At 59.6% G+C, this 11,525-nt stretch carries 12 protein-coding genes; 3 read left to right on the plus strand and 9 right to left on the minus strand.

Going from position 1 to position 11,525, the window contains the following annotated elements:
- Positions 1-186: 186 nt before the first annotated feature.
- Entirely contained in the window at positions 187-1,455 is a 1,269-nt protein-coding gene (locus H0V34_12510) for an outer membrane protein transport protein (GenBank protein ID MBA2492470.1), read from the minus strand.
- 82 nt (positions 1,456-1,537) lie between these two features.
- Positions 1,538-1,936: an acyl-CoA thioesterase gene (locus H0V34_12515; GenBank protein ID MBA2492471.1), complete on the minus strand. Its 399-nt coding sequence runs from the start codon at positions 1,934-1,936 to the stop codon at positions 1,538-1,540.
- 241 nt (positions 1,937-2,177) lie between these two features.
- Between H0V34_12515 and nadA the strand changes: the two genes are divergently transcribed.
- Entirely contained in the window at positions 2,178-3,227 is a 1,050-nt protein-coding gene (gene nadA / locus H0V34_12520; protein ID MBA2492472.1) for a quinolinate synthase NadA, read from the plus strand.
- A gap of 78 nt (positions 3,228-3,305) precedes the next feature.
- On the opposite strand, the gene H0V34_12525 is transcribed toward nadA, so the two are convergent.
- Together H0V34_12525 and speA are read right to left on the minus strand one after the other, a co-directional pair.
- On the minus strand, positions 3,306-3,716 hold the full coding sequence (locus H0V34_12525) for a hypothetical protein (protein ID MBA2492473.1): 411 nt from the start codon (positions 3,714-3,716) through the stop codon (positions 3,306-3,308).
- A 56-nt stretch (positions 3,717-3,772) separates the two neighbouring features.
- Positions 3,773-5,689 carry a biosynthetic arginine decarboxylase gene (speA, locus tag H0V34_12530; protein MBA2492474.1) on the minus strand — a complete coding sequence of 639 codons (1,917 nt, stop codon included), beginning with the start codon at positions 5,687-5,689 and terminating at the stop codon, positions 3,773-3,775.
- A 199-nt stretch (positions 5,690-5,888) separates the two neighbouring features.
- Here speA and speE point away from each other — a divergent pair, with 199 nt between their 5' ends.
- Positions 5,889-6,758 carry a polyamine aminopropyltransferase gene (gene speE, locus H0V34_12535; protein ID MBA2492475.1) on the plus strand — a complete coding sequence of 290 codons (870 nt, stop codon included), beginning with the start codon at positions 5,889-5,891 and terminating at the stop codon, positions 6,756-6,758.
- Positions 6,759-6,814: 56 nt separating this feature from the next.
- On the opposite strand, the gene H0V34_12540 is transcribed toward speE, so the two are convergent.
- Both H0V34_12540 and H0V34_12545 read right to left on the minus strand, forming a co-directional pair.
- The gene (locus H0V34_12540; GenBank protein ID MBA2492476.1) at positions 6,815-7,630 is read right to left on the minus strand and encodes an ABC transporter permease; all 816 of its coding nucleotides are present in this window, start codon (positions 7,628-7,630) and stop codon (positions 6,815-6,817) included.
- A gap of 16 nt (positions 7,631-7,646) precedes the next feature.
- Positions 7,647-8,240 carry an ATP-binding cassette domain-containing protein gene (locus tag H0V34_12545; GenBank protein ID MBA2492477.1) on the minus strand — a complete coding sequence of 198 codons (594 nt, stop codon included), beginning with the start codon at positions 8,238-8,240 and terminating at the stop codon, positions 7,647-7,649.
- Between the two features lie 135 nt (positions 8,241-8,375).
- On the opposite strand from H0V34_12545, the gene H0V34_12550 reads away from it, so the two are divergent.
- Positions 8,376-8,774 (plus strand): hypothetical protein, encoded by a 399-nt coding sequence (locus H0V34_12550; protein MBA2492478.1) that lies wholly within the window; start codon positions 8,376-8,378, stop codon positions 8,772-8,774.
- A 195-nt stretch (positions 8,775-8,969) separates the two neighbouring features.
- On the opposite strand, the gene H0V34_12555 is transcribed toward H0V34_12550, so the two are convergent.
- From H0V34_12555 to H0V34_12565, 3 genes are all read right to left on the minus strand, one after another.
- A complete protein-coding gene (locus H0V34_12555) occupies positions 8,970-10,370 on the minus strand; it encodes an ammonium transporter (GenBank protein ID MBA2492479.1) in 1,401 nt (466 codons plus the stop codon).
- Between the two features lie 81 nt (positions 10,371-10,451).
- Entirely contained in the window at positions 10,452-10,790 is a 339-nt protein-coding gene (gene glnK / locus H0V34_12560) for a P-II family nitrogen regulator (GenBank protein MBA2492480.1), read from the minus strand.
- 48 nt (positions 10,791-10,838) lie between these two features.
- Positions 10,839-11,525 (minus strand): outer membrane beta-barrel protein (locus tag H0V34_12565; GenBank protein ID MBA2492481.1); only part of this gene is annotated, 687 nt, incomplete at its 5' end.

Genomic DNA, 11,525 nt, shown 5'->3' on the forward strand with positions numbered 1-11,525 from the left:
GATCAAGATATCGGCCAAGCGCCTTGAAGCTCAGTGGAAACAAACGCACATTGAAGCGCCCGGGCGCCGCGTGAACATACCGGCCTGACTACTTAACGCAAGGCTTTTGGCAGCCGCACATGCAACGCCCCGGGAACTAACCACTACGCGATGCTGACCGCGGTGCAGTAAACGTGGAAGGCGAGCTTACTCAAAACGCCACTTGAATTGCGCGCTTAAAATGTCGCCCTCGCCCTCGAACCGACCGGCGATATTTTGCTGCAGTCCGTTGTACAGCCGCGGTTCCATCATGAATGGGTACGCATACCCGACATCGAACGATAGACGCGGAGTCGGCGAGTATCCGACGCCCAATGCCAGCCAGACCAGGTCTTCGCTGGCCACAAGTCCAGTATTGCGCTCGCTCGCGGGCAGCGGGCTCTGATCGTATGCCGCGCCTACACGATATTTCCAGCTGTCGCTTTGCCGATAGTTCACACCCAAAGTGTAGCGGTAGGTATTTTCCCAGTTTTCGGTCGTAGTGCCGCCGCCCTGCCTGTAGCCCCCAGGCAGTACGCGCAATTCATCGAACTGGGTCCAGTTCACCCACGTCACGTCACCCGCAACACTCCATCGATCGTTGATCTGGTGCGAGGCGCCGACCGCGAATGAAGCCGGCAGCCCGAGACCCGAGATTACCGCCTGGTCAGTCAGACGTGCGAGATCCGTTGATAACAGTGGGCCCGCGGTATGGAACACGGTTTCATCCTGTGTATCCAGCTGAATGCCGGACCGATAACGCATACCCAGACGGGTGCTTTCGCCAACCGCCAGGGTTGCGCCGAGATTATAGCCATAGCCAGCTGCGTCCGAATCCAACGTGCCCGCCCCGCCACGCGCGAGGTTCTCCGGCGTGTAGGCGATCGCATCCGAACAGGTGAGCAGAGGCAGCTCACCGCGTTCTTCCAGCGCTACGCAGTCCGTATACTGATTAAACTGATGGGACCGCGCCGTATCTAAAAATATGGCGTCGATACCGACACTTACGGCCAAACTGTCGTTGACCGAGTAGGCCAGGCCAGGGCCAAAACTGTGCACTCCGGATAATGCGCTGCCACCGTATCCTTCGCCGTCCATGCGCAGGCCAAGCGAAGCGTCATCCGACACAGGAAACGCGTAGAGCAACCGCCCCGCTCCCGCATAATTTTGTGTGCCTGGGCTGGCATCTGGCAGCGGCGGCACAAAGCCCATTTCAGGCGTAATCGCGCGCGCGCCCGCAACTGTTGAAGAGTGATCGGCGCCCTCTTCGCTGCCTGGGCTGTGCCATGCGAAGAGTTGACCGCCAACGAGTGTATAAGGCGTTGATGGTTGCGCATCAGCGTGGACGATTGCCCCGCCGGCAGTTATCAAAATGGAAACCACCGTGGCGCGCAGCACCGCTGGCGCCGGATGAAGGACGGTAACTATTGTTGTCATGGCGATCCTCCGGTCTTTCCTGAGACCTGCGCTGAATTATAGCACCGGGCGCTGAGTTTGTTGCAATACAACCAACAAAATTTCAGGCGGGAGGCACGGGCCTCGGTCTGCCGTTGCCGTCGATCGCGACGTAAGTCAATTGAGCATCGGATATTTTTATGCACTCTGGATCGACGGGGTTGCGTTGCGCGTAAACTTCGATGTCTACGCGCAGCGAACTGTTACCAATCGAGCCTATTTCCGCGTACACACTCAGAATGTCGCCGACCATGACTGGTTTCAGAAACGTCATGCTATTGACCGCCACGGTCACGACCCGACCTTTGGCGCGCAGCACGGCGGGGATGCTACCGGCGATATCCACCTGCGACATGATCCAGCCGCCGAAGATATCGCCGCCGAGGTTGGTATGCGCGGGCGTAGCCGGAATCCGCAGTACCGGAATACGATCCGCGGGCAGCCCGATTGTATGACTTGTCACGCCAACTTTGCTCGCGCCTGAAGGTCAATATTGATTAACGTGCACAATAAGGCTGCGCCAATGCCGCGTTCAAGTGAAGCGTGTACTTCATTGCGCTCGAGGCCGGTGTCCGCGCGCATTTGAATCAGCGCGGATGGGGAACCACTTATAAGGCTGGAATCCAATATTGGGAAATCGGTTCTTTCGCCAAACTCTACCGGCAGCGCTGCCTGACAAGGTCGGCATGCCTAACGAGGAATCCATGGCTCCGTCAACCGCTTCAGCAACAACCGTGCGAGATGTCCCCGCAACCGCGCAAGTCACCGCCTCGCTGCCGCGTTATACGGACGCGGAGCGGCGGGCCGCGATAAGCCGGATCAAGCGTCTGCTTAAAGCGCGGGATGCCGTGCTGGTGGCGCATTATTACACCGATCCTGATTTGCAATTAATCGCTGATGAGACCGGCGGCTGCGTGTCGGACTCCCTGGACATGGCGCGCTTCGGACAGGAACATACCGCCAGCACCCTGGTGGTCGCAGGCGTTCGCTTCATGGGCGAAACGGCAAAAATCCTGAGTCCTGAAAAGCGGGTATTGATGCCAACCCTCGAAGCAGAGTGCTCACTCGACCTGAGCTGTCCGCCGGCGGCGTTCAACAAGTTCTGCGACGAACACCCGGACCGCACCGTTGTTGTTTACGCCAACACCAGCGCGGAGGTCAAGGCGCGCGCGGACTGGGTAGTGACCTCCAGCATCGCCGTGCGGATCATCAGCCACCTTATGGACGAAGAGCGCAAGATCCTGTGGGCGCCGGACCGCTACCTGGGCCGGTATCTCAACGAGGTAACCGGGGCCGACATGGTGCTGTGGAACGGCGCCTGCGTGGTACACGAGGAATTCAAGTCGGCTGGATTGCGCCACTTATTACAGGCGCATCCCGACGCGGCAGTGCTGGTGCATCCGGAGTCACCCGCAGATGTGATCGAGATGGCCGATGTCGTGGGATCGACAACCGCGCTGATCAAGGCCGCCCGTGACCTCTCCCACAACACGCTGATTGTAGCGACTGATCGCGGCATCTTTTACAAAATGCGGCAGGCGGCGCCGGAGAAAACGCTGCTTGAGGCGCCTACGCACGGCGAGGGCGCAACCTGCAAAAGCTGCGCGCATTGTCCGTGGATAGCCATGAATGGGCTGCATAATCTCGAACGCGCGCTGGAATCCGGCGCTAACGAGGTCCATCTGGACGAAGCAGTACGAATTCGCGCCTTAAAATCAACTCAGCGCATGCTGGATTTCGCCCGCGGCGGTTAGCGGGCAGGCGCGCGCAAGAAATACCTGATGTATCCCGTTCGCGGCTTTGATTAGGCCACGGTGCCTGGGGGTAACCGGCTACTGCGTGCCCTGGCGTGATGGTAACGGAAGTGCCAGGCTGTCGGGATCAGCTTCGGATGGCGGCGGGGCCTCAAGCGCCTGCGTGCTTTCAGACGGCAGCATTCGCGAGTCAGCGCTATTGCGCGCGCCCAGCGTGGTTACGGTAGACGTGCTCGCCAGCGCTATCGCTGCCGCGCTTGCGTGCCCGATCAACAAGACCGGCCACGCGCGCCTGCGTAGCGGATAGTAGAGCAGCAGGCAGACGAAGCAGTAAACGAGCAAGGTGAACCAATAAATCGCGGCAGTCTCGATATTGACGTGCAGCCGTCCGAGACGGGTGGGTGCGACAACACCCTGATACGCGATCCACGCGCCTGCGCCGAGCAGTCCGGCGAAGGCAACGAGATGAAAGATGATGCGGCTCTTCATTGTGATCAGGCGTTATAGCTTGAAATGAGCATGAGGATGCATCCGATCTGCCGGAATTAATCGCCCAGGTAGGTATAACCGTGCAGGCCGTGCTCAAGCTCGTCGCACAGCGCTGCCTGGCGCTCGGCACTGAATCCCGCCCCCGCGACTTTTTCCTGATAGACGGCCATCAAATGAGCCGGCGAAAAGTGAACCATGCTCAGCAACTCGTCAACCTTGTCACCGAACTCCGGCGCATCGAGTCGATAACCACCGTCCGGCAACAATTCTACATTAATGGCGTGCGTGTCCCCGAACAGGTTATGCAGATCGCCGAGAATTTCCTGGTATGCCCCGACCAGGAATATCCCCAGAAAGTATGGCGTCCCGGGCTGGTAATCATGCACGGGAAGCGTGGCTTCGATGCGCCCGCTGTCGACGTAGGCCCGAATCTGTCCATCCGAATCACAGGTCAGGTCTTGCAGCACGGCGCGCCGCGTGGGCGCTTCATGCAGTCGATGCAATGGTACGATGGGAAAAATCTGATCGATCGCCCATACGTCGGGCACTGACTGAAACACCGAAAAATTACAGAAATACTTGTCGGCAAGCTTTTCATGGAGTTGTGCGGCAATCTCCTGCGGCGGCTCTGGCATCGCATCGAGCGTGCTCGACAAGCGCAGGCAGATCGCACGATGGAGTTGCTCGGCCCGCACTCTGTTTCGCAAATCGAGAATCCCATGTGTGTACATGGACTGCGCCTCGCTCAGCCAGTACTGCGCCTCATTATAGATTTCACCGACCGACAGCTCATGCTGATGGTCGTAGAGACGCCATAGCTCACGCAGAACCACCACTGAATCAGCCTGCGCGGGCCTCGAAACATCGCCTGCCGAGGCATATTCAACGTCGATGACGTTGGTAATCAACACCGCATGATGCGCGGTCATGGCGCGACCGGCTTCAGTCACGATGTCGGGATGCGGAAGTCGCTCATCATCGCAAATGTCGGCGAGCGCACGCACGATGGTACCCCCGTATTCCGGCAGCGTGTAGTTCATGGAGCAGTAAGCGCGCGATCCGGTGCCTTCGTAGTCAACACCAAGGCCGCCGCCTACATCGACCACGTCGATGGCGGCGCCCAGCGCGCGCAAATCGGCGTAGAAACGCCCCGCTTCGCGCATCCCGCGATTAATGTCGCTGATATTCGCGATTTGAGAACCCATGTGAAAATGCAGCAACCGCATACTGTCCAGTAACGACTCTTCCCTCAAGCGCTCTATCAATGCCAGCACCTGCGCGGCGGACAACCCGAATTTGGCCTTGTCGCCACCCGTGTTCTGCCATTTGCCCTCGCCGATCGAGGCCAGGCGTACGCGCAGACCCAGCAGCGGCGTGACACCCAGCGCACGCGACTCGCGAAATATCAGTTCCAGTTCCGACAGTTTCTCCACGACGATATACACCCGCTGACCGAGCAGCCGTCCAATCAGCGCCAGTCGGATGTACTCCACATCCTTGTATCCGTTACAGATAATGATGCCGTCATCCTTGATAAGCGCCAAGACCGCCATCAGCTCCGGCTTGCTGCCAGCCTCCAGACCGACCCGGCCGCTGCCGTGGTGCAGAATCTGCTCGACGACGCTGCGCTGCTGATTGACCTTTATCGGATAAACCGCGGTGTAGCGTCCACTGTAAGAGCGCTCACGCATGGCGCGATCGACGGCTTCACATAACTGAGTCACGCGATCGCGCAGAATGTGCTGGAATCGCACCAGCACAGGCAGGCGCAGACCGAGTGAATGAAAATCCTGCACCAGCGCTTCCAGCGGCACACCGGCAATGTCCGGCTGACCTCGGTGCGGCGCTACCAGACGGCCGTTAGGATCGATATCAAAATACCCTTCCGCCCAATTGGGAAGATTGTAAACGTGCCGAGCGCGCGCTACTGACCATGACTGCTTCGCTTGCGTGCGTTCGTCTAGCGATGGCATGATTCCGGCTCCCAGCGGCGGGTGGTTATATTCATAGAACGAAGTCTCGCATCCATGCCTGCAACGACCGCATGCGACGCGAGGCAATGCCGCGTTAGCGGGCTCAGTGGTTTCCACTTGTGTATGCGATATGGATGCAAAGCCCATCACCTCCCTCAACAACAACTCAACCATTCCTGGCATCTGACGGAGCAGTTTTATGGCACTGGACAACCGCTGGTTCAGCGAAATATTCGAGCAATGCGATTCGGCTTTTTCTTTGCGTCTAGTAGCTAAGCTGCACGAGGAACAGTCCGCCTATCAAAAAATAGAAATCTACGAGACCGTTGGCTTCGGCAAGCTCATGGTCATCGACGGGTGCGTCATGTTGACAGACCGCGATAATTTCATCTACCACGAGATGATGGCGCATACGGGGCTGTTCAGTCACTCAAGCCCGACGCGCGTCGTCATTGTTGGCGGCGGTGACTGCGGCACATTGCGCGAGGTATTGAAGCACCCCGAGGTAAAAAATGTGTGGCAGGTGGAAATAGACGAGCGCGTGACCCGGCTGGCTGAACAATACTTTCCTCGATTATGCGATGCCAACGACGACCCGCGCGCGCATTTTTACTTCGGCGACGGTATCGACTGGTTAACGCGCTGCGATCCGGCCTCGCAGGACATCATCATTATTGACAGCACCGACCCGGTGGGACCCGCCAAAGGATTGTTCTCGGAAAGCTTTTACCGCGATTGCTACAAGGCGCTGGCTGCGGGTGGTCTGCTCGTGCAGCAAAGCGAATCCCCGCTGGTACACGCGGAGACTATTATCCGCCCAATGGCCGATGCGTTGCGCGCGGCGGGATTCGCGGACCTTGCCGTGCATCATTTTCCGCAGTGCAGCTATCCCACTGGCTGGTGGAGCGCGATCATGGCCCGCAAGGATGGCGCGATTGATTTTGCGCGCGCGCAGGCCGCTGACAAAAAACGCTTCGAGACTCACTACTACAACGCCGAGATTCATCGCGCCAGCAGCGCCGCGCCCGAGTTTTTCCGGCGCACGCTGAGCATTGGAGATGCGAAATAAAAGGGATAAAGAAAGCCCGAGTGCGGGCTTATTGGAGACGTGATATGAAGAGGCGTCTATAGAAACGCCTCAAGCATCGGCCGTCGCAACCTGTCCAGCCGCAGGCGCTGACGCTCGTCAAACAGGCGGCGCGCACCGATGCCGGCCGCCGCCAGAATACCGAAACCCGTGCCGGCCGTGACCAGAAAGAACACCAGAATCTGATACTTGACGGCCTCCATCGGCGGATTTCCCGCCAGAATCTGGCCCGTCATCATGCCCGGCAGACTGACAACGCCAGCGGCGGCCATGGCGTTTACGATAGGGATCAGCCCATTGCGCACGCTGTCGCGGCGTATGTCGGCAATCGCTACCGACCAGTCGTGACCCAGCATCAAACGCGCCTCGATTATGGCCCGCTGCTGCCACGCGAGCCGCGTCAGATTATCAAGTGTCAGCGCCACGCCGGTCATGGTATTGCCCAGCATCATGCCCAAGAGGGGTATCGCGTAGCGCGGTTCGTACCACGGGTCGGGGCCGACGATGACGGTCAACGCCAGGAATGTGACGCTGAATGACGAGACAAACATCGACAGGGTGCCGAGCGCGTACCCGACCAAGCCTTCGAAGCGTCGCTGCTGCCGCCACATCACCTCGTAACCCGCGATGATCAACATCGCCATCGACAGCAGTGCGACCCACCACAGGCTCACATTCGCAAACAGCGCCTCCAGCACCAGGCCGATTAGCAACAACTGCGCCGCGCAGCGAACCGCGGCTACGATCAGGGTGCGCCAATGCCCCGCGCCGGTATACCAGTTGGACGCCGCCAGCGCGGCTACCAGCGATGCCGCAAGACCCAGATCGAATGCGCTGAGCCGGATCATGTCCATCAGCGGCCCATCTCCGTCAGCGGCTCGGGGCCTGCAACCGTCCGTCCGCCATGCGAATGACCCGGCCGGCGACTCGTGTCGCCTGGGCGACATCGTGGCTTACCCACAGCGCGCAGGCATGGTTTGCCTCAAGGTAATCGACGACCACCGCTTCCACCCGCCCGCGGTTAACTTCGTCCAGGTTCGCCGTGGGTTCATCCAGCAGCAGCACCTGCGGCCGATTGCTCAGCAGCCGCGCGAGCGCCAGCCGCTGGCGCTCGCCGCTGGAGAGGCGCGCCACCTGCCAGTCGAGGGTCTCGGGACCAAACCCCAACGGCGCGATCATTGCGGCGCCGTACTTGCCGAAATGCATGCCTGCCGTATCAGCCCACCATTGACTTTCGGCCGGCAGCAACCCCACGCGGCGGCGCCACTCGGGCGGCGGCAGATCCCGGCGGCAAAGGCCGGCGATTCGCACGTCGCCGCTGACGCAGTCCATGTCCGCCACCGCGCGCAAAAACAATGTTTTGCCCGCGCCCGATGCACCCTGCACGAACACGCATTCCAGGGCGTTCAAGGTCAGCGTAATCGGGCCGAAATGCGCGCTGCGCAGATTTTCTATTTCCAGCATACCGAGCCGCCACCGTTGAACTTCAGAATTTGCGTTCGATCTGCAAACCTAACAGATTGGTCCGCACGCGACCTCAGGTAACTGAATCTGTTATCTTGCGGTCAGTCAGAAACGCCACTTGTAAGGAACTCAGTTATGTCCACCTCTCGCTCAGATCAACTGCCCGACATCCAGCTGGATCGCGACAATCTGTATCAGGAAGAAACCTTCTCTGATCGCAGCGCCGGCAGCATCATGCGACTCACACCGGTCAAGCCCGACGGTTCCAGGGACCACGACCGCACGGTGCGGTATCTCGGCCAGACGCAGATCATGTCGCCGATGGGTGCGCTGCCGTTGAATTTTATGCTGGAAGCAGACTCACTGGAGGAAGCCATAAAGCAGTTTCCGCAAGCCGCCAGAAACGCCATGCAGAGCGCGGTCGAGGAAATCAAGGAGCTTCAGCGCGATGCCGCGTCCTCCATTGTAGTTCCGCAGGGAGGCGCCAGCGGGCCTGCCGGTCCACAAGGCGGCGGTCGCCTGTTTCGCCCCTGATCGGGCGGAATGTATGCGCATCGTTGATGTTGGGTGCTGAACAGTCCCCGTGCCGACAACAGAAAACGGGCGCCGCAGCGCCCGTAAACTGACCTGCAAGACGGCAGGATGATCCGCGTGTTACCAACCCTTCAGCGAATCAGCCGTCGCTAGCCTTTCTAACCCGTATCGACATAGGCACGCAGGCGATCTCCATCATGGGTTATAAGCCTGTTCGCCATGCTCGGCGATATCCAGACCTTCGCTCTCGACTTCCTCGGAGACGCGCAACCCAATTGTGAGCTTGATAAGCAGCAACGCGATTGCGCTGACCGCGGCACTCCACGCGATCGCGACGCACACGGTCTTGACCTGAATCAGGATCTGCGCGCTGTCGTAACCGAACTCGGGGCCGACCCAGCCATCGACCACGAAGCCGGCGCCGCCCAGCGCAGGACTGACGAAGACGCCCGTCAGGATGGCGCCTATGATGCCGCCCACCGCGTGCACGCCAAAGGCGTCCAGCGCGTCATCGTAGCCCAGCGCCCTCTTGATGTAGGTGACCGCCAGAAAGCACAGAAATCCCGCCGCGAGGCCGATCACGAGCGCACCCTGCACGCCGACGAAACCGCAGGCCGGCGTGATGGCGACCAGACCGGCGATACAGCCCGTTACCGCGCCCAGCAGGCTGGGTTTGCCCTTGATGATCCATTCAGCGAACAGCCAGGTGAGCGCCGCCACGGCGGTCGCGATGATTGTGTTCGCGAGCGCGAGCACGGCGTAGCCATTGGCCTCGAGGTTGGAGCCGGCATTGAAGCCGAACCAGCCCACCCACAGCATGCACGCGCCGATCAGTGTAAACACGAGATTGTGCGGCGCCATCTGTACCTTGCCGTGCCCGTTTCGCTGGCCGAGGAAGATCGCAGCCATCAGACCCGCGACGCCGGCGTTGATATGCACCACGGTCCCACCGGCGAAGTCCAGCGCGCCCCATTGCCATAACAGGCCCGCCGACGCGTTCATCTCATCGACGACATTCGGGCCTGTGTACGCATCAGGACCAGCCCACCACCACACCATGTGCGCCATCGGCAGATAAGAAAAGGTGAACCAGATAACGGTGAACGCCAGCACCGCCGTAAATTTCATGCGCTCGGCATAACCACCCGCGATCAGCGCGCAGGTAATTGCCGCGAACGTGAGCTGGAACATCGCGAACATCAGCTCAGGGATATACACGCCCTTGCTGAACGTCGCCGCGGCGGTAAATAAGCCGTCCGCGTCGTACACCACGCCTTCCAGAAACATCTTCGACAACCCGCCGAAGATTGCATTGCCGTCGCTGAACGCCACGCTGTAACCGTAAATCACCCACAGCACCGCGATCACGCAAAAAATGGTGAACGTCTGCATCAGGGTAGACAGCATATTTTTCGAGCGCGTCATACCGCCGTAGAAGAGCGCGATGCCCGGCAACGTCATCATGATGACCAGCACGGTGGCAACCATCATCCACGCCACGTTGCCTTCGTTGAATTCGGGCGCCGGCTGCGCCCACGCCGGTGTGCCGACCAGCGCGCCCGCGAGCGCCAGGCATAATCTGCAAGTCAGTTTCATGTTTGTCTCTCGTACTTAAGTTGTAGCGTCACGCGGAGGTATCCGCGCCAGAATTTGTTGCCGCTCGCGTAATCGACATCCTCAGAGCGCATCTGCGCCGACTTCGCCGGTGCGGATGCGTATGGCCTGCTCCAGGGTGGATACGAAGATCTTGCCATCGCCGATCTTGCCCGTGTTGGCGGCTTTGGTAATGGCATCAATGGCGTTGTCGACAAGCTTGTCGTCAATGGCGATCTCAAGCTTCACCTTGGGCAGAAAATCAACCACATATTCCGCACCTCGATATAGCTCGGTATGACCTTTCTGCCTGCCGAAGCCCTTGACCTCGGTGACGGTGATGCCTTGCACGCCGATTTCCGACAGCGCCTCGCGCACGTCATCGAGCTTGAAGGGCTTTATGATTGCGGTGATGAGTTTCATAAGCACGACTCCTCAAGCGCGGACGGTCTCGCCCGCGCAGATTGGTAATCAAAACTTGTAGATCGCTTCCAGACCGAGGGAATACTGGCTGTCATCGACACTGCCGTCAGTATCTACAAAGCTGTCTTCGTCTGACCAGTCCTGGCGCAACTCGCCGCGTATCTCCACCGAGTCGACCGGCAGGTAGGCCAGCGTAGCGGTGACCTCCGTCCATTCCTGGATGACGCCGGTGCGAAAGCCGTCCTCGTCGTCGAACCACTCACCGCGCAGCACCGCGCGCCATTGTTCAGTCAGTTGATAGTTGGCATAGCCGGCAATACCCTTCCATTCCGCATCCGAGCCTGGGGCCACGGCGTCTTCCTGCTGCGCCCAATCGCCATTGACCACGAAAGTAAGCGAGTCGGAGAACAGGTAGGCCACCACCACATCGACCAGGTCGCGCCTGCCGACTACCGCGCCGGGCTCGTTACCGGTATAAGCGGCCGCTGAAACATTGATGAAATCGGTGGGCGAGAACAAGGCGCCCAATTCGAACGTCTTCTCGTCGGCGACATCGCCATCGGCGGCGACAGCGGCCGATTCTTTCAACACATCCCAGCCGTTGTTCACGCCCACAGTGAACTTGGCGCCGCCCGCTGTCTCCATGCTGGCGCGCACGCCAGTGTGCGTGAACGGAATGGCATAACCAAACAGGATAGAGCGGCTGAAGTTTAGGTTGGCCGGGCTTTCGATCAC

The organism is Gammaproteobacteria bacterium (assembly GCA_013696315.1).
GTDB lineage: Bacteria > Pseudomonadota > Gammaproteobacteria > JACCYU01 > JACCYU01 > JACCYU01.